General features: G+C 35.3%; 12 protein-coding genes. 11 read left to right on the forward strand and 1 reads right to left on the reverse strand.

The features are described from left to right. Nucleotides 1-78 precede the first annotated feature (78 nt). Nucleotides 79-4,704 (forward strand): Ig-like domain-containing protein, encoded by a 4,626-nt coding sequence (locus Q1B07_RS19695; protein WP_299093343.1) that lies wholly within the window; start codon nt 79-81, stop codon nt 4,702-4,704. 127 nt (nt 4,705-4,831) lie between these two features. After that, nucleotides 4,832-6,127: an ABC transporter substrate-binding protein gene (locus Q1B07_RS19700; RefSeq protein WP_299093345.1), complete on the forward strand. Its 1,296-nt coding sequence runs from the start codon at nt 4,832-4,834 to the stop codon at nt 6,125-6,127. 101 nt (nt 6,128-6,228) lie between these two features. Here Q1B07_RS19700 and Q1B07_RS19705 read toward each other — a convergent pair whose 3' ends face one another. Continuing rightward, nucleotides 6,229-7,809, reverse strand: coding sequence for a putative Ig domain-containing protein (locus Q1B07_RS19705; protein WP_299093347.1), 1,581 nt, complete (start codon nt 7,807-7,809; stop codon nt 6,229-6,231). 607 nt (nt 7,810-8,416) lie between these two features. On the opposite strand from Q1B07_RS19705, the gene Q1B07_RS19710 reads away from it, so the two are divergent. From Q1B07_RS19710 to Q1B07_RS19745, 9 genes are all read left to right on the forward strand, one after another. Further along, complete coding sequence (locus tag Q1B07_RS19710) at nt 8,417-9,253, forward strand: AraC family transcriptional regulator (protein WP_299093348.1); 837 nt, start codon at nt 8,417-8,419, stop codon at nt 9,251-9,253. A gap of 743 nt (nt 9,254-9,996) precedes the next feature. After that, nucleotides 9,997-11,061 carry a Xaa-Pro peptidase family protein gene (locus Q1B07_RS19715; RefSeq protein WP_299093349.1) on the forward strand — a complete coding sequence of 355 codons (1,065 nt, stop codon included), beginning with the start codon at nt 9,997-9,999 and terminating at the stop codon, nt 11,059-11,061. Nucleotides 11,062-12,435: 1,374 nt separating this feature from the next. Beyond that, the gene (locus tag Q1B07_RS27080; protein ID WP_366945240.1) at nt 12,436-12,570 is read left to right on the forward strand and encodes a beta-L-arabinofuranosidase domain-containing protein; all 135 of its coding nucleotides are present in this window, start codon (nt 12,436-12,438) and stop codon (nt 12,568-12,570) included. Between the two features lie 187 nt (nt 12,571-12,757). Then, a complete protein-coding gene (locus Q1B07_RS19720) occupies nt 12,758-14,146 on the forward strand; it encodes a sugar ABC transporter substrate-binding protein (RefSeq protein WP_299093351.1) in 1,389 nt (462 codons plus the stop codon). Nucleotides 14,147-14,266: 120 nt separating this feature from the next. Beyond that, a complete protein-coding gene (locus tag Q1B07_RS19725) occupies nt 14,267-15,217 on the forward strand; it encodes a carbohydrate ABC transporter permease (protein WP_299093352.1) in 951 nt (316 codons plus the stop codon). Between the two features lies 1 nt (nt 15,218). Then, the gene (locus Q1B07_RS19730) at nt 15,219-16,049 is read left to right on the forward strand and encodes a carbohydrate ABC transporter permease (protein ID WP_299833392.1); all 831 of its coding nucleotides are present in this window, start codon (nt 15,219-15,221) and stop codon (nt 16,047-16,049) included. A gap of 64 nt (nt 16,050-16,113) precedes the next feature. Then, a complete protein-coding gene (locus tag Q1B07_RS19735; RefSeq protein ID WP_299093355.1) occupies nt 16,114-18,015 on the forward strand; it encodes a beta-L-arabinofuranosidase domain-containing protein in 1,902 nt (633 codons plus the stop codon). A 447-nt stretch (nt 18,016-18,462) separates the two neighbouring features. Then, nucleotides 18,463-19,572, forward strand: coding sequence for a Xaa-Pro peptidase family protein (locus tag Q1B07_RS19740; protein ID WP_299093357.1), 1,110 nt, complete (start codon nt 18,463-18,465; stop codon nt 19,570-19,572). 551 nt (nt 19,573-20,123) lie between these two features. Beyond that, nucleotides 20,124-22,415 (forward strand): LamG-like jellyroll fold domain-containing protein, encoded by a 2,292-nt coding sequence (locus tag Q1B07_RS19745; RefSeq protein ID WP_299093359.1) that lies wholly within the window; start codon nt 20,124-20,126, stop codon nt 22,413-22,415. The last annotated feature ends 305 nt before the right edge of the window (nt 22,416-22,720 follow it).

Raw genomic sequence — 22,720 nt, forward strand, 5'->3', positions numbered from 1 at the left:
GCAATTTAAGGAGGTGATTAATAAAAGATACAGCAATTATCTTAATATAAAAATGACAATAAAGGGAGGAAAGTAGGCTTGAAAAGATCTAAAAAGAAGGCACTAACAATGGTAACGAGTCTTTTTGTTTTATTTGGATCTATTCCAACTGCATTTGCAGCATATAATCCAGGAATACCTGAAGCAGTAGACCCAGGAACCCCTGAATATAACGGGCTTGAAAATCCAGTTCCTGAAGAACCAGTTTTATATGACCCTTCTAAAAATATGTTAGGGGAAATTTACAAAGCAGATAAAGATGCAGGTGGTGAAACATACTGGTTCGATCGTATTCTTGAAAGACCTGGCCCAGACGGTGGAAATGATTTATTCACACGGGGAAGGGCATTATATATGTTTACACATCAGCCAAGTGCCCTTGGTTTCGGCGGCGGCTATGCATATAGAGAAATGCCGACAGGAAGTGCTCAAAATATGTATACCATCACATTATCTGACACTTCTCTATCAGAAGTTACTTCTGAAAGAAAACAATACCCAAGTTATTGGTCAAGTTTACACCAAGCTGAAGGATTAAACATTGAGCAAAAAAAATTCATAACTTATAACAATGTCGCTGTTACGATTTTGAATATTAAAAATACCAGCAATTCAAAGATAACAAATACGCTTATTGTTTCATCTCCAATAGTAAGCACTCCTTCAAAGGATGGAAAAGAATTAACAGGAGTTCAAAAAGCTAGATATGATTTAACTACGATGTATCCTAGATTAAGTGGAGAAGGGATGACAGTTGACGGTACAAAATTGACTAAGTCTATCACTCTTGAACCAGGCGATTCTACTACTGTAAAAGTTCAAATGGGGGTAACAACAAAAGAAATACCAGAATCAAAAACCGACTATGAGAGATTTTTAAATTATGATGCAAAAACAGCTTTCTTAACACAACTTGATGAGTACAATAAATGGTGGTCTGAGAATGTGCCATATATTGATATTCCTGATCAAAATATTAAGAAGATGTCGTACTATAGAACATTTCTAAATCGATTTAACTACCTAGATGCCAATATACCTGGTAATGATTTTCAATTTCCGGTTTCCATTGAAGGTGTTCTAGGATATAACAATGCCATTCAATTAACACAGCCAATGCATATGCAGGATTTAAAATATTTTAGAAATCCTATTTACTCATATGGTAACTGGGTTTCATCTGGTGAAAGTTCGAAATATTCAGCATTTCAAGATAATCCAGGGGATCCTGCTCATTGGAATAATACATATGAGCAATGGATTGCAGATGAAGCGTGGGAGTCTTATAAAGTTCACGGCGGAGATAAAAAAATTCTTAACAACCTTGCCCGTTATGCGGAAGGAGATGTAAAAGGTCAATTAGACAAATATGATACAAACGGAAATGATCTTGTCCAATATGACTGGGGTTCATTAACCGGGAATGATGCAGATGCTGTAGCACTAAATTGGAAAGATAGAGATCAAGACCGGACAGATCAGAGTGCGTTCAACTATTCGGGTGCTTTAGCAGCAGCAGAAATTTATACAATCCTTGGAAACGATCAGAAAGCTCAGGAAATGACTGATTTAGCTGAAAATATTAAAGAATCGATATTAACGATATTGTGGGATGATTCTGAAGGTGAAAATGGCAAGGTCTTTAAGCAAAGGGATATTGAATCAGGTGAATTAGTGCCTTGGAAAGATCAGCAAAACTTCTCTCCATTCACTCATGAGGTTGTTCCAAACACAGCTGAATATAAAAAGGCCTTACGATTTTATGCGGATAAGGGACAGTTTCCAATTATGCCATTTTTCACAGCCAACCAATATGATAAGAAGCTGGCGGAACACGCTGGAAAGGGCGGTAGTAATAACTTTTCAAATATTAACTCAACACTTCAAGCTAGACTATATGCAACAGCTATTAGAAAGTATCCATCTGAGTACATTACCCCGGATATGTATAGAAAACTGATCGAATGGCTTACATGGACTCAGTATGTTAATGGTGACAACAGATTCCCGGATAACAATGAATTCTGGAATAGCTATGATGAAGAAACGAAAAAGCTTAACTATCGATCGTGGATTCATCATAATATCCTTGGTGCCTATAACTTTTCACTTATTGAGGATATCGCAGGAATGCAGCCGCGCGCTGATGATATTTTAGAATTGTGGCCAATTGATATGGGATATGAATACTTTACCGTTAACAACTTAAGATACCATGACAGCGACCTAACCATTGTTTGGGATAAGCCTGATGGAACAAAGCATTATGGAGAAACTCCTGAAGGATATTCTGTATACATTGACGGTCAACGAGTCATTACGGTTGATGATCTAGTACATCTTACTTATGATTCTAAATCTGGAACCGTCACCATCAAAGATGAAAGTAGCAATGCAAAAGTTACGTACAAACAAGCTAAGAGTATGAAGAAAGCAACTGAGGTAACTCTTTCGGATAATGCTAGAGCAGTAGATATGTTCCAAAAAGCAGGTGTTGATCTTACGCTAGAAACAGGAGATGCAGTAAACCTTGCAAAAGGAAAAGCAGTTTCTGCTTCTTATACATCTGTCGGCTCTAGACCTGAAGAACTTACAAAGGTAGAAAATGCAGTTGATGGATTTACGGTAAGCGGACTTCCGACAACTCGAGGAAACCATTATGCAGCACCAAATCCGATCTGGGGTACAAAAGATTCTCCAAATAAGCAAGATTGGTTTGAAATAGATCTTGGTAAGCCAACAGCATTTGATCATGTAAAGCTATATTTCTATAGCGATAAATCTAAAAATAATTACAGAGAACCACTTCATTATACGATTCAGTATTTGGAAGGAGCTGAATGGAAGAGTGTGCCTCTTCAAAAGAAGAGTCCAATTCAAGCTAATTATAATGAAGTAAAGTTTAATACGATCACTGCCCAAAAGATAAGGGTGCTCATGACTCCTTATCCAGGATTTGATATGGGTCTTAAAGAAATTCAGGTATTTGAAACTGGAATGAAAGTGCCGGCAGAACCTAACAAGGCACCAACAGCCGAAATTTTGTTGGATGATAGTTATAACCAAGTCATGAAGGAAAGATTGGTTGCTACAGTATCAGACGATAGTCAACCACTTGATTTTCCAGAGTTATCTTGGAGTAAAAAATCAGGACCTGGTTCCGTAGTATTTTCAGATCCTACATCTGTAAGTACTGTAGCGAGCTTTTCAGAAGAAGGAACATATGTAGTAACTCTAACAGCGAATGATGGTGAATTAACTACCTCTGCTGATATTGAAATAATCGTTGAGAAACAGGATGTGAATTTAGGATTAAGTGCAACACCATCAACATCATATGTATCCTCATGGGAGGATCTGAATGCCATAAATAATGGTATAGACCCAAAAAATTCAAGAGATAAAACGGGCGGTGCATATGGAAACTGGAATAATTCTTCAAAAACTCAATGGGTTCAGTACACTTGGGACAATCCAGTAGTCATCAATCAATCATCTGTTTATTGGTGGACAGACGGTGGAGGCATTCAAATGCCTGAAGCATATACTCTTCAGTATCTTGATGCTGATGGTATCACTTGGAAGGATGTAGAAGTTATTTCAGGTCTTGTAGTAGAACCAGATAATTATAACACAACTACATTTAAACCGGTTGAGACAACGGCATTGCGTATGACGATTACCCGAGGAAATCAATGGACAGGTATCTTAGAATGGAAAGTATTAGAGCCACCTGTAGTTTCAATTAATCCAAACAATGTGAAGGTTCGTGTACTAACTGGAGAACGACCTGAGTTACCGGCAACTGTTCAGAAAGTTTTTGATGGATATACGCAGGAAGTAAATGTTACTTGGGATTCAATTAGTGATGAACAATTACAACAAGGCGACACCGAAATTAGTATCTGGGGAGCATTAGACTCTTCATATCAAATGATTCCAGCAACTGTTTATGTTAGAAGTGAAGAAAGTGTAACAATTAACACTATTACAGAAGAAAACATCACAACCGAAATAGGAGTAGCCCCAAAATTACCAGCGGTGGTAGAAGTACAATACAATGATGGTTCATGGGACAATATGAATGTTGGAGTAAAATGGGATTCAATAGATCCATCACAATATTCAAAGATTGGCAAATTTACTGTTTTTGGTACAGTTGAAGGGACAGACAAAAAAGCAGTTGCAACTATAACTGTAAAGCCAACAAATGATTATTTTAATAGATTAATTGAAAGAGCAAAATCAATTTCTAATGAGAATGGTGAATATACGGAAGAATCCTATCAGGCTTTACAAGATGCAATTGAAGATGTTGAAGCTCTTGGCACCATTGAATCAGAAGAAGAACTATATGCTGCGGTAGTAGCACTTCAATCAGCAATCGATGCCTTAGACAAAGTCACTATTAATTATGATAAATTGGCGGGGTTAACTGAAAAATATTTATCAGAATATGGGGCTCCAGGATCACATGGTATAACCAACTCTTTGGTTAAAAAGCTAGAGAATGCTAAGAAAGCAAGTGAAAGTGGAGACGTTGAGGGTGCTAATGAGTTGCTACAGTCCTATATCGATGAAGTAACCTCTCATAGTGGTAAGAAATTAACAAAAGAGCATGCAGAAGAATTGATTAAGTGGGCTAAACAATTACAAACGAAATAACAATGGTTAATTACTCTTTCCAAGTAGAAGAAACCCTGCTTGGAAGGCCCTTTTGTATAATAAAACTTTAATAAAACTTTGTAAGTTATTATGATTAGGAAATTTATTAGTAGGGGGTTAATTCGAAATGATCAAAACATTAAAGAAGTTTTCCGTATTTATGTTATTATTTGCTATGCTACTTGTATCAGCATGTAGTAATGGAGAATCAAGTAGTGGTAGTAACAATGATGTTGCAGGCAACCCAGATTCCGTTACTATTCGCATGGCTGTATTTGAAAATGATCCAAATGGAATGATGGAAAAAGCTAGACAAAAGTTTAATGAGGAGCACGATAATATTACACTAGAATTTACTCAAATGTCCAATGATGCCTCGCAAATGCATGACCAAACGGTAACACAGCTTTCTGCGGGTTCAGAAAATTTAGATATTGTTAATATGGACGTTGTTTGGACAGCAGAATTTGCTGAATCAGGCTGGTTATTACCTCTTGATGATCGATTTACTGAAGAACTTCAATCAAATTATATTGGACGTCAGGTTGACTCTGTAAAATATAATGATAAAACATGGGCAGTTCCTTGGTTCAATGATTTACATCCATTATGGTATCGTGAAGACCTACTCAAAAAATATAATAAAGAAGTACCAGAAACCTATGAAGAAGCAGTAGAAGTTGCTCAAGAAATTTCAAAGGAAGAAGGAATCCAAGGGTTCACGATGCACTGGGGACGTTCGGAACAATTAATTGTTAGTTTTACAGAGTTCCTTCATGCTAACGGTGGAAACTTCTTTGACGAAAACGGCAAAGTCATTATTAATAGTCCTGAGGCAGTAGATGCCCTTCAATTTATGGTTGACATGATTGAAAAGTATGAAGTAGTATCTCCGTCTGCAATTGGGAGTGCTACTCCAGAGGATTCAAGAATTCCTTTTACACAGGGGCAGTCAATATTTAATCCTAACTGGGGTTATGTTTATTCTATTAACCAAGCAGATGACTCAGCGGTTAAGGATAAAACATGGGTAGCAAGTAACTTCATGTTTGAGGGTGGAAAAAAAGCTAACTCTGTTGGCGGTTGGAATTTTGCCATTTCAAGCAGTTCAAAACATCCCGATGAAGCTTGGGAAGTAATCCAATGGTTTACATCATTTGAAAATCAAAAAGAAATGATTGTTGGTGGAGGATATGCTGGAACACAACTAGCACTTTATGAGGATGCAGATGTTATTAAAGCAGCTCCATATTTAGAAGAATATACAAAAGCATTTGAAGATGCATCTGTTAGACCAAGTCATCCACAATATTCAAAAATGTCAGATATTGCTCAATCACACATTCACCAAGCATTATCTGGAGATTTAAGTCCAAAAGAAGCATTAGATAAGTTAGCTCAAGAACTGGAGAAACTCGAATAATATGGGAAACGGTTGAGGATAATATCCCAACCGTTTTCTTTTTAGAAAATCCTATAAGGTTTCGATTATCAACTTAAACCTTTGCTCTTCAGATGCATTGTTTAGCGTATTTTTATTGAAAATGTTTTTGTTACCGGAATGCTTTTTTCATCATAATCTCTTAATTCAACTGTAAAGGTATAGTTCCCTTTTGATTGGTTTTTAGAAACTTTTCCATTGATGGTTCCAGTAAACCTGTTTAAACTTAATCCTTCAGGAAGAGAGCCTTCTACTATTCTCCAATCATAAAATGGCACACCACCCTTTGCCAATAACGTTTGTGTGTATTTATTTTCTTTTTTAGCATTATCTAGAGAAGTAGTAACAATTTGAGGCTTAATAAAAGGTGTTAGGTTTCTATTCAGTTTCCATCCGGCATTTTCTGCAACTAATAGAGTGAGTTTTGTCAACATCCATCTCCTTGTAGGGAAATCATGCTTCCAACCTCCACTTTGACCGCTTATACGATCCCAATATTTTTCGTCACCAGGTATATGGTAACTGCTATCAAGTGGAACAGGGTATCCCTGATAATAAACTACATCTGTTTCATTACCGCCTTTCACTTTAAATTCTTGCATACCAGACCAATATTCATGAAATGCTAGTGAATGCCCAAATTCGTGCATAATTAGTCCATAAACATCTGTTACCTTATATAAATCAGTTAAATACCATTTTTCATCATCTAGTGATGTAAATGGAATGGCTCCATCAATAAACTCTAAAATTAAACCTAGAGATCTATGGATTTGTCCCGGAATCATTTCACCGTTTCTTGTATGGTAATTTCCATTATTAGCCGGATACCCTGTAGACCATGGATCATTCAGTCCTCTCATAGCGATCCACATACCGTTATAAGGTACATTGTTTGTTACTTCTACATGATTTTCCCAATTATCACCCGGAATCATAATACTTTCAGAGTTTGCGGGAACCTCATCAAAGGGTTCCATATCAAAAAAGTAAAACCAGTCTTTAACAGCCTGTTCTGAAGCATTTCTGATTCCTTCATCCTTAAAGTATCCTGTAATTGTGTCAGACCGATAATCAAAATGCAGAGGGAAATTTGTTTCTTTATTATCATCCTGATCCCAAACTCTAATAGGTATGTTTTGAGTATGTCCGTTGCCAATTTTGTCCGAAGTTTTAAAAGTTAATTTATATTTTTCAACTTCATTCGGACCACCAATACGGTCAGGATGAATCGCTAATTTAAAATCCTTTTTCTCTTCAGCGTTGGAAAATGTTAAAATTTTTGTCGCCCCATCTTTAGACAACTCGCTTGGCAAATCCATCATTAAACGAGAGGTTCCTGTTGCTTTAATTGTTATGGTTACAGGAAACACTGCATCTTTTGGCGGTTTAACTGTAAGTTTTACATAAGGGTTTGCGATATATCCCTGCCAGTCTACCAGTTCAACACCATAGTCGTTGATGTTTCTTTCGAAAATATCATAGATCTGAGTATTTGAAAGTTCACTTGAATTTGGTTTAGTTACTGTTTTTTTAGAAGCTACATTGCTATTTGACTGATCTAGTAAAACATTATTCGATGTTTCCGCAAAACTTTGATGAACAGAAAGCACTAAAGATACAATCATTGAAAGAATTAAAACTATAGATAATTTTTTTTTCATTTTTACCTCCATTCTGAAATTACTACATTTTCCAAATATGTCTGTGTGATTGGCTAAATTGAATGTTTTTAGCTCACGCTATGGCCATACATCAGCGATCTACGCAGCGAATTCATGACAATGGTATAAAACTGAGGCATCAAGGGTTTATTTGGCATGCCTTCCTTTTTTATGTCCTTGATATACTGAAGTAAAACCATTGGCTTGATAGTTAAATTTGGGCAACTTCTGTCTAATTTTCTATAAAACTCTACATTGGAAAGAGAGTTTTATAAAACTTTTGAAACTACCCCAACTTTCATGATTTGATTTTTAATCAAAGTTACAATATTATGAATACGCTTTCGATTGTTAATGAATTTATACCACCTCCTTTAAAGTATGATAGCTGTGTCTTCAGCTTTTGTGGTAAAATAGTATTAGAGTTTTACACCTTATAGTTAACGGTAGCGGAATATTCAGAATAATTCGACTGATTAAAATGATAGCATTTGGAACCTATTATTGTCGGTAGTACAACATTTACATTAGGTGTATAAAACCGACCTTTTTAAAAATAATCCCGAATGAAAGAAGGATAAATGAAATTACAAATAGAGGATGAAACATGTTGAGTCAATTCCTAAAAACTGATGTAAATACACCTATCGAATTTATTTCATGTGGACAATTTTTATCAAGGGAACCTTGGACACACACAAAACGAAACCTAAAAAGTTTTGTAGTAATTATTGGCGTGAAAGACACTCTATACATTTCTCAAGATGGCACGCAGTATGAAATTAATCCAGGGGATATCTTACTTTTGTTAAGATCACATACCCACCATGGTCATATGGTGTGTCAACCTGGGGTGTCATTTTATTGGTGTCATTTTAATTGCAATAACCACTTTACATTAATTGACGATAAGACTATGGAAGAAAAGGTAATATCATTTCGTTCTAATCCTGCTTATGATCGATCTAACGCGCATATTTTTATACCAATCTATTCAAAACCTCAAAGAATTGAGCGAATTAATATACTATTTAATCAATTAATAGATGTGTCTAATGCAAACTACTATAACAAAAGAAGTCTTGACTATATAATCACAACTTTGTTAATTGAAATATCAGAACAAGCTCTTACCAGTTTCCAAACAACAAAAGAGAAAACAAAAGCTGACAAAAATCTAGTGAAGATCGTTGAATGGCTCCGTATACATTCAACGGATAATATCTCAGTTACTTCGATAGCAGAACAGTTCAATTACAATAAAGATTATTTATCACGTATTTTCAAGCAAAAAATCGGAATAAATATCCAAGAATATATTCATATTCTCAAAGTATCTAAAGCAAAAGATCTATTATCTTCTACCAACCTTGGCATTAAAGAGATTGCTTATACCATTGGAATTTCTGATGAAAAATATTTTATGAAGCTCTCATTTAAATAAAGAATAAAAAATAATAGAGGGGCAATATGCTCCTCATTGTTGATTCATATTCTGTCTATTCCTTTATTGGTCAACATGTTCCCTCAATTGAGTAATTTTCGCATCTTTTTCCCTATAATTGGTTTGATTTCTCAAGAACATATACTGGAACCTCATCTTCTTTTCCATAGTTGAGACATTCAAAATATTCCTGCTTAAATTTAGTCAGTTTATAACATTCCACAATTAAGAGAACGGAAAGAAGTTAATTTTTGAGGAGCTCCAACTTTCAACGTAAAAAAGGAGAAAGTGAATGATACTTCCCTTAAGATATGCAAGTCAGCAGGAGATTATTGATAAAGACCAAGTAGAAGGAGTGCGTGTTGCAGATATTGATGATAAATATATCAAATTTTTATAAAAGGTAAGAATAATCCACCTTTTATTAATTTTAGGCTACTGACAATCAATTCTTGATGATGCTACAATTTGATGGAAATGGATTCATAAGAGTTGAATAAACCACCGTTATTTGCATTAAATGACCTAAATGTTGAAAGCTTATATACAATTGGACTAGGTTTAAAACAACTAAAGGTGGTTATTCTTTAGGTTGGCATTTAATGTTCTTCTGTTGAAATAGAAGTACAAGCAATCTTCTTATTGGTCCAAAAATATTATCTTACTGGTAAAAGAATAGTAGTTGAATGTTATAAATGAAAACAAGTTAGTAAAAAAACACAACTAATTTGGGAGTGGAATTAATGAGTAAAATAAAGAAACTTAGAAGCACGTTTGAAGATTTAGAAATTGACGGAATTATTATTGCTAGCCCAACGAATCGAAGATATATGACTGGATTTACTGGAACTGCGGGTGTTGTAATTATCTCAAGGGAGGAAGCAGTATTTGTTACTGATTTTCGGTATGTAGAGCAAGCTGCCTGCCAAGCAAAAGGGTACAATATTGTACAGTATAAAGAAGATTTAATAGCAGAAATAGCAAAACAGGTTGTAAGTCTAGGAATTACCAAACTGGGATTTGAGGAAGAACATCTCTCGTATAAAGAATTCCGAAAATACACTGAAGCGATTAATGTCTCTTTTGTACCTACTTCTGGGGTAGTTGAAAAGCTTCGTGAAATCAAAACGGAAGAAGAAATTTCCGCTATTAAAAGTGCAGCAGCAATAGGAGATATTGCTTTTACACATATATTAAACTTTATTAAACCTGGTATAACAGAAAAAAAAGTTGCTAATGAATTAGAGTTTGTCATGAGAAGAGCAGGGGCTACATCCTCTGCTTATGATATCATAGTGGCTTCAGGATATCGTTCAGCCCTACCACATGGCATCGCATCAGATAAGGTCATTGAAAAAGGTGATATGGTTACCCTTGATTTTGGTGCATATTATAATGGATATCGTTCAGATTTAACGCGAACTGTAGCTGTTGGAAAGCCGAATGGAAAATTAAAAGAAATCTATCAAGTTGTTTTGCAAGCACTTAATAAAGGTGTCACTGGAATACGGGCAGGACTTACGACAAATGAAGTAGACGCTCTACCACGCAGCTACATTCAAGAAAAAGGTTATGGAGATTATTTTGGACACGGTGCAGGTCATGGAATAGGACTAGATATTCATGAAAATCCATTTTTTAGCACACGAGGAAAACCTCAAAAAATAGAAGCAGGAATGGTTGTAACTATAGAGCCTGGCATTTACATTCCCGATCTTGGTGGTGTAAGAATTGAAGATGATTTACTTGTTACTGAAAGTGGAAATGAAGTACTTACTCAATCAATAAGAGAGTTAACTATAATATAGATTTTATCTGATCAGTAATACTTGATGGATCCAGATTAACAACAGGACAAAATCGTTCAGCATTAACCTAATATTTCTAGTAAGAAAGTAGATTACATGGTAAGAAAATTGGACACTTTAAAATGCACTACTTCAAAAAAATGTGGTAATAAATAGGAATATTATTTTGACATGCTCCCCTTAAGGTAGACAGATTAAAAATAAAAATCTGTTTACCCTAAGGGGAGCTATTTATGTTCAATCTAAAATTTAACCATAATTTGAATCTACTGTTTATGGAAACTTTGGCATATAAGCAGTTAGTAGGATAGAATATTTTCCCCTAGTCGGTAATTTTCAGAGAAATTTAACTGCTATTATTTGTTTGTTTAAGGATATAATCCGTTTTAATTTTTCAAGAGTTGCTGTTCTACAAAATCTTTTTCTTATGTATTGAATGATAATCTCCGTATTGTCTAAAATTATCAGCACTGTAAAAAAAATTTTACAATGATTGTATAAAATTTTTAAATATTATCTTTTACTATAGTCTCAATCGTAATTTAAAACTTGGCACACATTTTGCATTTATAGAGATGTATTCTTTTCTCTAGAAGGGAGGGACTATAAAAATTGTGACGTCCTTGTTAATGGTAGGGAAATTATAGGCTGTTTAAGAGATGGACCGTTATTGTGAAAGGGATGGTAACTATTAGCTATTGAAAAGGATCCTGGTTTTGAATATGGTTGTCGTTATTACCAATAAAAAGGTAGTTTTAATTGTTGATTTTCTCATTGTAGTACAAGTTAATTATCAAATGAAATTTTACGGTTATCAATTAAATGAATAATTCTTCGAATAAGCTTCCAAAACCATTAAATTTATAGTCGGATTTATACACCTAATGTAATAGTTGGACCACTGACAAAATTTAGGGACAAATGATATTATTTTAGTGGATAACACAATTCTAAAAATTAAGATTATTATGAATGGTAAGCGATTTCAAGAGAGAGTTCATATAGGTGAAATTATTATTATTTTATTTGATAGTTAGTGGTTTCTACTAATCATTTTTATTAATCAATTTAAAATGAGCTTATTCTTTCATTCAAATATTGGCTGGATGAAAATAAATGGAAGATACTGAAATTAGTAAGTCAGTAAATATTAAATTAACAGATCATTTAAAAACAACAAAAAGGGCTACCTTATTACTTTTTTTACTGTAAAAGAACCTGGAGGGAAAGTTGAGCAATCTTCCTAATCGCCATGAAATGTAATGTGTGGGTCATATGATTGAAACCGCTTTCTCCTATTATCAGGGTACTGGAAAACAAAACTTCTAGATATTATGTGCTAATCATATAGATTCTGTCTTCAGTAAAGCAACTGTGTATGAAGTTCATCAAGAAATAGAATTAGCAGTAGTAAGACTTTATAGAATGACAGGAAATAAACGTTACTTAAGACTTAATATATTTTTTATTAATAATCGAGGTCAAAAAAGATCAAATTGTTTTCTTTAAATAATCTATTATTTTTAGAAAAGTAAGATTTATACACCATTTGTCATTCTCCCTCTACGGACTATAATTCTATACTTCAATTAATATTTCAAAAAGACTCAAAATTTTCTAAAGTTTTTTATTCACTAAACATCCTTGAATATTACATATAACTTAAATAAGAAAAAATAGTGAAAGGTGTGGGAATATGAGAAAACGTAAATCCTATCTTGTAATTTCGATTGTCGTTATATTGATTGTTGGACTATTAAGCGGTTGTTTTGGCGGCAGCAGTGCAACAGGAAATGAAGAAGAGAGCAATGGAAATAAAGATGCTGTTCAACTAAAGTTCACGTATTGGGGAGGACCTCTTGAGAAGGAGTCAATTGAAGCGTTACTTAAATCCTTTAACGATTCTCATCCGAACATTCAAGTAAAAGGACAACAAGTTCAAGGGAACTATTTAGAAAAAATGACGACGATGGCTTCTTCGAATACTCTTCCGGATTTGGGCTATTTCCCAGAAGGAAGCCTACCACCTTGGCTTGAAAGCGGTGCCATTAAAGATTTAAAACCACTGTTTGATTCAGGTGAATTCGGAGACAAATTAAAATACTCAATTTTTCAGTTTGAGGAAAACGGTCCAATTGCTGGTTCCAGTGTGGCTAATGAAGTAGCAAATATTTATTACAACAAAGATTTATTTGATGAAGCAGGGGTAGAATACCCGCCAACAAAAGCAGAAGAGGCCTGGACATGGGAGGAATTTGTTGAAGTAGCTAAAAAACTGACTGTAGACCGAAATGGCAAACATCCTGGTGAAGATGGATTTGATCCAAAAAATATTAAAACTTATGGTGTTAATAACTTTACTTATCATTATGAGACATTCCTTTTTAGTAACGATGGAGGGATTATTTCCGAAGATGGAAAGGATATTATCCTTGATAAACCTGAGACAATAGAATCCTTACAGAAAATGCAGGATTTAATGTATGTTCATCATGTAATGCCTACTCCAGCTAATTTATCCACTATTCCTAATGTGGATACAGCACTTCTAACAAAGCGTGTTGCCATGAATATTGATGGTCATTGGGCGTTGCAGGAGCTTGGTAAAGCTAAAAAGGAAAAGAATTTAAATTTAGGAATCGGTGTATTGCCAAAAATGAAAAATGCTGTAACAACAAGTTATGGAACGCCAATTGTGGTGTTTAATACTGACAATACAAAAGCAAATTGGGATGAAACAAAGGAATTTTTGAAATTTGTAATGGATCCTCAGAATAGTTTACCGTTAATTACTGGTGGATTATGGATGCCTAATGAAGAAAAGTGGTATCAGGATCCTGAGTTAATTAAAAAGTGGACTGATACCGAGATTCACCCAGAAGAATTTAAAGAATCAGTCATCGATTGGGCTATGAACAATGTTCGTCAAAACCCAAACTATTATTGGAAGGACCGTTCTGAAGCGAGTCAAATTATTACTCCTGGATTAGACCAAATTTGGACGAATAAAAAGAAAGCGGAAGAAGTTGTGAACGATGTCATTATGCCAAAATTAAATCAAAAGTTTGGCGATGAATACAAATAATGAATTCTTTTTTGAAAATAGGTTTGTTACGAAGTGCATAGCTTCGTAACAAGCCACTAAAATTAAGTTTTGTTTAAAAAACGATCGATGCTCTGCTGTGTTTATTTAAGGAGGGATCAAATGAGTATTGGAAATATACCTATAAAATCTAATAGTACAAAAGTGGGGGTTAAAGTAAAAAGCAATCTTAAATTGCGTCAAAAAGAAATATTTTGGGGTTATTTTTTTACCCTTCCAGCTATTTTAGGATTATTAATTTGGACAATCGGCCCTATGCTAGCAAGTTTGTATTTTAGTTTTACGGATTATAAGGTAGTTGGAGATTATCAATGGATAGGATTTCAAAACTATGTGGAGATTTTTAAGAACGATCTAAATTTCAAAAAATCGCTGTTTGTGACTTTTTATTTTGCTATAGGAAGTACAATATTTACCCTCATAGCAGCATTATTCGTAGCAATACTTATGAACATAAGTATAAAGGGCCAATCCATATTTAGAACAATGTATTATTTACCTGTTATCGTACCAGCAGTTGCCTCCAATATACTATGGCTATGGCTATTTAACCCTGACTTCGGTTTATTAAACAGCATATTAGATTTTTTCCATCTTCCGAAGCTAATGTGGATTTATGATGAAACGACCGTAATTCCTTCATTAATATTATTGAGTATGTGGGGATGCGGTGGTACAGCATTAATTTTTCTTGCAGGGCTGCAAGACGTGCCTAAGCAGCTGCTTGAGGCAGTTGATATTGACGGAGGAAATTGGTGGCATAAATTTAGATTCGTCACTGTTCCATCGATATCACCGGTAATCTTCTTTAATCTTATTATGGGTCTGATCGGCTCCTTTCAAGCATTTACACAAGCCTATGTCATGACAGAAGGCGGACCGAATAACAGCACGCTATTTTATGTTTTTCTGATTTATCGCGAGGCATTCCAGAAAAATAATATGGGATATGCAAGTGCGCTTTCATGGATTTTGTTTATAGTAATCTTTATTTTTACATTGTTCATCTTTAAGTCTTCTAAAAGCTGGGTGCATTACGGGGGAGGAAAGTAAGATGAAATTAAAAACTGTAAATCGAATAATTTCGCTATCTGTATTAATTGTAGGTGCCGTCATAAGCTTAGTTCCCTTTGTATGGCTTATTCGCAGCTCTTTAATGACTTCGACGGAAATATTTGAGTTTCCGCCAAAACTTTTCCCTAAAGAGTTTCAGTGGTCAAACTATATTGAAATATTTTCCATTATTGATTTTTTGCTTTACTTTAAAAATACTTTAATCATTTTAATTCCTGTTCTTATTGGGACGATTATCACCTGCTGTATGTGCGGCTATGGCTTTGCCAGACTGAAATTTCCAGGTAGAGATATTTGGTTCTCTCTTATTATTGCAACAATGATGCTCCCAGGAGCTGTTACTCTGATACCTACATTTTTAATGTGGTCAGAGTTAGAGGCTATTAACACATTTTGGCCGTTAATTATTCCTGCTTTTTTTGGCGGCGGCGGTTTCTTTATCTTTTTAATGCGCCAGTTTTTCATGAACATTCCAAGAGAACTGGATGAATCCGCCTTAATTGATGGAGCAAACCATTTTCAGATATTCACAAAAATATTACTCCCATTAGTTAAGCCGCCAATGTTAGTAGTAGGTTTCTTTACTTTCATGGGTGTATGGAATGACTTTTTTGGACCATTGATTTTCTTAAATGATGAAGCAAAGTATACGTTAGCTCTTGGTCTTTTACAATTAAAAGGTTCATACGCAGCTGATTGGCATCTCATGATGGCAGCAGCAGCAGTCATGACCGTTCCTGCAATTGTCATTTTCTTTATCGGACAGCGTTACTTTATTGAAGGGATCAGTTTAACTGGTATAAAGGGTTAGTCATAAAGATAACCTTTATTTTTTCTATAAAAATCGTTTTCTATTTAGAAAGGAGTTCACAAAAATGAATTTACTGCAACAAAAAATATTAAAACCGGTATCTTTCACGAATGTAGTGATAGATGATGTCTTTTGGTCACCGCGAATTAAAGTGAATCGGGAGCAAACCATTCCTCATCAGTATAAGCAATGTAAAGAAACTGGGAGAATTGATGCATTTAAACTTAATTGGAAACATGGTATGGAAAATGAACCCCATATATTTTGGGATTCTGATGTAGCCAAGTGGCTGGAAGCGGCAAGCTACAGCCTTGCCACTCATCCTGATCCTGAGCTTGATTTGCTGGTAGACGAAGTGATTGCCTTAATTAGTTCTGCACAACAGCCTGATGGCTATCTTAATGTTTACTTTACTGTGGTTAAACCAGGTGAACGTTGGACTGATTTGCGTGATGCCCATGAATTATATTGTGCCGGACATTTGATGGAAGCTGGGGCAGCTCATTTTGAGGCAACAAAAAAACGAACACTTCTTGATGTAGTCTGCCGCTATGCCGACCATATTGAATCCATTTTTGGCTATGAAGAAGTAAAGAAGAGAGGATATTGCGGCCATCAAGAAATCGAACTGGCCCTTGTAAAATTATATCGAGTAACCGGCGAAAAACGTTACTTGAAATTAAGTCAATTCTTTATAGATGAACGTGGACAAGAACCTCATTATTTTACGCTTGAGAAAGAGGAAAGTAAAGGATTCTTTGACAATTTTATGAATCACTTGGATAACATCAAAGAGTACAACCAATCTCATAAGCCAGTGAGAGAGCAAAATAAAGTTGTTGGACATTCCGTAAGGGCGATGTATATGTATTCTGCAATGGCTGATCTTGCTGGAGAAATTGGCGATGAATCACTATTAAAGGCATGTGAACGACTATGGGAGCATTTACATATGAAAAATATGTTTATAACAGGTGGAATTGGATCAACAGGTAAAAATGAGGGATTTACTTACGATTATGACCTCCCAAATGAGACGTCATATGCAGAAACCTGTGCAGCTATTGGATTGGTTTATTGGAACCATAGAATGCTTCAATTGGAATGTGACGGGAAATATGCAGATGCCATGGAACGTGCTCTTTATAATGGTGTGATTAGCGGTGTCTCTTTAGACGGCAAAAAGTTCTTTTATGCTAATCCTTTGGCAAGTTTAGGTGACCGACATCGAAAAGAATGGTTTGGATGCGCCTGTTGTCCTCCTAACCTTGCCAGGTTGCTGGCCTCTTTAGGAAATTATATTTATTCACAAAACATTGATGACATTGTTGTGCATTTATATGTCCAGGGCGAAGCAACGTTTCATTTACATGGACAGGAAATAAAATTGAAGCAAAAAACTGATTATCCTTGGAATGGAAAAATCTCTATCACTCTTGATTTAGAGAGTTCAGCTACCTTTGGGGTAAAACTGCGAATTCCAGAATGGTGTAAAAAGGCACAACTTAAGGTGAATAATAAAGAAATTGAAATTACTGACCTTTTTGATAAGGGATATGTGCGTATTGAGCGTGAATGGAAAAATAACGATAGAGTAGAATTAGAGCTATTTATGCCGATTGAAAGGATATATTCTCATCCGAAAGTTAGGCAAAATGTAAATACTGTAGCGATTCAAAGAGGACCGATTATTTATTGTTTAGAATCAATTGATAATAGTTGCTCTTTACATGAAATTTCTCTACCGCCGGAAGGAGTACTTAAATCTGTTTATGATGAAACACTTCTTGGAGGTGTTGTAAAGATCATAGGAGAGGCAGAACTAGTTGACGACGATGATTGGGAGAATAAGCTTTATTCCACCAATAAACCAAAAAACAAGCCTTTCCAAATAACCGCAATCCCATATTATGCATGGGATAATCGAGCATCTGGGCAAATGAGGGTTTGGATCCATGAGCGATAAAATAATGAATGATTAAGGAATAAGGGATGCGAGGAATGCTCCCTATTGATTTGAATGTAGTTTTCTATATGGGCCTATATCCTTTTACTTATTCGATTGGGATATCTGCTGCAACAATCATTGCACAACGAAAAAAAATTGAAGGTAAAGGATTGGTGAGCAATGGACTAAAGTCCTTAAGCAAGGCGGCAATATAAAGGGATTGGAATTATATAATATGGAGGATCTGGACATGTCAACGACTAGCATTAACAAGCAGACATTGACGCATGTTGGCACTATTGTTGATCATTTGGAGAAAAGCTTTTAATTCTGATTCAGATAGAAGTGTAGAGTTAGAGATTGTGAAAGAAATTTATGATGAAATATTCAAAAGATCCTTGAAAGCAGGAATTTTTACTTTGTGTAACATTGCTTAACTTATCCTTTGTTTAGGGAGTGTTTACGATGAATAATCAACATCGAGAAAGACTGGCATTATTACTCCAGTATCTTGAAAGCGAACAAATAGATTTAGCCATTGTCATATCACCAAAAAGTGTTTTTTATTACACTGGCTTTTATTCTGATCCGCACGAGCGGTTTATGGCATTAGTGCTCGACTTACGTAATCAACATCACTATTTATTTGTTCCAGCACTTGACTTGGAGGCAGCAGAAGCAGTATCATCGGTAAAAAAAATTATCCCCATTTTTGACGAACAAAATCCGTATCAAGTCTTAAAAAATAAAATTGGGGAAGGTGTAGAAACGATTGGATTAGAAACCAAAAATTTCAATTTATACCAGCAGGAGGAGTTCAATTTATTTTTTCCGGGATTCCTCTATAAAGATATTGGACAGTTCATTGCAGTTCAGAGGATGAGGAAGACTCCAGATGAATGCGCCATGGTTCAAGAAGCGGTTTATGTTATTGAAAAAGTACTTACTGAAGGGATTAACCGCGTTCAAGTCGGCATGAAGGAGTTGGAATTAACGGCAGAACTGGAATATTTAATGAGGAGGTATGGGGCAGAAGGGCCATCGTTTTCAACGATTGTTTTATCGGGTGAAAAATCTTCGCTGCCTCATGGGCATCCAGATCACAAGAAAATTAATCGTGGTGATTTTTTATTAATTGATATGGGAGTCATCTTAAATGGCTACTGTTCAGACATTACCCGTACTTTTGTCGTAGGAGAGAGTACGGGCGAACAAAAGAGAATATATGATATTGTCCGAGAATCTGTTCACGCAGGGATCAATGCTGTAAAGGCAGGTAATACAGCAGGAAGTGTCGATATTGCAGCTCGCGATGTCATTAAGGCTAATGGTTACGGACAATATTTTAATAATAGGGTAGGCCATGGTTTGGGAATGGAAGTACATGAGGAACCATCTATCCATGAAAAAAATAAATTGGAATTGGAACCGGGATTTTTGTTTACGATAGAACCCGGAATCTACATTCCTGGTTATGGCGGGGTACGAATTGAAGAAAATGTGTTTATAGAAGAAACGGGAAACGTAAAAGTGTTAACTTCTTTTCCTACTGAGTTTACAGTGTTAGACCTTTAAAGAAATAACCCTCCATTTGAATCGGTCTTTAGAAAAGAGAATTGAATTAGTATGCAGCCATACCTATTTAAGTGGGTGATAAATGAAAGGAGAAATATGTGTATTAGGGTTATTTTTATAGGAATTTTGTTTTGTTTACTTCAAGAATAACATGAAAGTTCAATTAATACACGGCCATAAATCTTGATTTTAGTAAGTGGGATGGAGGGATTTATCTAAATGAAATCATTAAGGAATGGTAGTCAATCACATATATTTAAATTAAAGAGTAATAAATTGATAGTATGTTTAATGACGTTGTTATTTGCTTTTCAACCATTCTTGACAAATTTTCCATATGCGTTCGCAGAAAATAATTTAACACTCGAAAATGAAAAATACAGGATGAAAATTGGAAATAAAGGAGAAATTTTTTCTTTAAAATTACCAAATGATCTATTTGATACAGAATACTTTATGAATAGCCAAAATTCTAAATTCCTCAATCCTATGTTGTCGTTCCAAAAGATGGTGTTTCCCAACGATTAAATATGATTACTGAGAAATTTGGCATGGAACTTCAAAGAGATAAATTTGACACAGCCACTGTTTCTCCAAAGAAGGATTATCTTAAGTTTTCTCTAAGAAATGTAACACCTGGCACTAAACATAATACAGAAGTTAAACTTACTGGCTTAAAAGCTGGAAGTTACGATGTTGTTGTAAATGGTGAAGTTGTTGATAGAATCAATACTTTCAAAAATGAAACAACCTTTGCAGTAAAAGTCGGCAAAAAAGAAACATATGAAGTGGAATTGATAAAAAAGACATCTTATCCCAATAAAGCTCCAGAGGTAAAAGTTGAAAAGGTTAGTGAAGTGACTCTTCCAGAATCATTCCAATTAGTTGGAAAAGTAACGGACGATGGTCTCCCTAACAATTCTTTAGAAGCAACTTGGAAATTAGATAAAGGTCCAGTTGGTGCAACAGTTGAATTTAGCGACAAAAATGAATTAGTAACAAATGTGGATGTATCCAAACCAGGAAAATATGTATTTAAATTAACTGTGAGTGATGGAGATTACTCTGGTTCTGCTGCTGTTTTAGTAAATGTTCTTCCAGTACCGCCAGTACCTGAAGTAGTAGCTAAATATGAATTTAATGCAAATGATGGAGAAACAGTAACAGATTCCTCAGAAAATGGTATGGATGCAGTGGCACAAGGCGGGGTTGACTGGCAACGGGGATTATTTGACAATTCTATAAAATTGAATGGGACAAATGGATTTGTCAAACTGCCAGAAGGTATTGTAAGAGGCGTTGAAGATATTACGGTTGCTACGTGGATTAAAGCGAGTGATACAATGCAGAATCAAAGTATTTTTGATTTCGGAAATGATCCGGATAACAATATGTTCCTTTCTGTGAGAGCAGGAGGCAATTCACTGAGTTATACTATTAATTCTGATGGTGATGAACAACGTATAAATGCTTCAGCGCATATTGCTGTGGGTCAGTGGAAGCATGTTGCAGTAACACTTTCCGGTAACACTGGTATCCTTTATGTGGATGGTAAAGAAGTCGGTAGAAATGAGAAAATGACATTTAACCCAGCTGATCTTGGTAAAACATTATCCAATTATATTGGGAGCTCCAAGTATGGTGATAAATTTAAAGGGGAATTAGATAATTTTGTTATCTGCAGCAGAGCTCTTAATACGGAAGAAATAAAGGAACTTTCCGCTTTACCTTTAGATGCATTGGTATCAATTGATCAGGTAGATATTACAACATCTATTGAGGAAGCTCCTAAACTTCCTGAAGCAGTTACAGGCAGATTTGGGGATGGATATGAAATAAAATTGCCGGTAACTTGGGATGAAGTCAGACCGGAACAGTATGCTGGTGAAGGTTCATTCGTTGTAGAAGGTACAGTAGAAGGAACGGAAATAAAATCCAAAGCTAATGTAACCGTTGTTTTAGATATTAAACCATTTCCGGAATTAGTTTCCCGACTAACCTTTGATAATCTAAATGGAACAACGATTCCAGATTTATCCGGTAAAAATCATAATGGAACCATTGTAGGAAATTTAACACCTGAAATGAATGGTTATAAAGGTGGATCACTTAACTTTGCTGGAAATGGTGGAAATTACGTTGATATGGGAAAAAGTGAGGAATTAATTCCATCAAATATTACTGTTTCATACTGGATTAAGCGTACTGAACAATTTACAGGCGAAAATATGCTGATGTGGTTCAAGCCAGAAGGTAACTGGGCAGGTAATGGCCTCTTTATCACATATAACGGAGATTCAAGTACTGTCATAGTTGATGGAACTTCATCGTTCTTTGTCCGGGAAAATCCTAATCAATTTTTACCGTTAAATGAGTGGACTCATGTCATTGTGACATTTAACTCTGATACCAACGAAGCAGCTATTTATAAAAATGGTGTGAAACAGGCACTGGGATTTGGCGGTACACCAGATAAAATTACGGCAAACACACAAGCAAAGAAGGTAGGTGTTTCAGGATATGGAAATGGTGCTCAATTACATGCATCTTTAGATGATTTCCGTATCTATAGTGGAGCAATGACGGAAAAACAAGTCAGGGCTTTATATGAAGCAAAAGATATTGTCAATGTAAGTCCTGTAAAAGTGACAACAAAAGCTGGAACGGCTCCAGAACTACCTCTAAAAGTATCGGTCACCTATGAAAATGGAGGAGAAGGTACGGCCTTTGTTAAATGGGATGAAATGGAACCTACAAAATATGCTCAACCTGGTGAATTCACAGTAAAAGGTAGAGTAGATGGAACTAGATTAGAGGTTACAGCAACAGTAACTGTTGAATAAGTAGTAATCATGGCTTAATCAAAAACCTTCTGAGTAGATAGTAATTAGCTCAGAAGGTTTTTATTGTTTCTATTTAATAATATAAAAATTAAAATAGCGGAATTTTGTGTGTATACAGTAAGCCCGTAATCAAATAACGCATATAAACGAGCAGGTACCTCCGGTACCATAGATGTATCAATCATAGGAGGTGCCATACTTATGCCAACCACAAAATTAACCATTGTCTGAGTATTGCGGACAGATTGAGCCATCAGTGCGGAGATTTGAGCCACTATTTGCGGTCAACTGAGCCATTAAGTGCG

The sequence above is a fragment of the uncultured Metabacillus sp. genome (assembly GCF_947503125.1).
GTDB lineage: Bacteria > Bacillota > Bacilli > Bacillales > Bacillaceae > Metabacillus.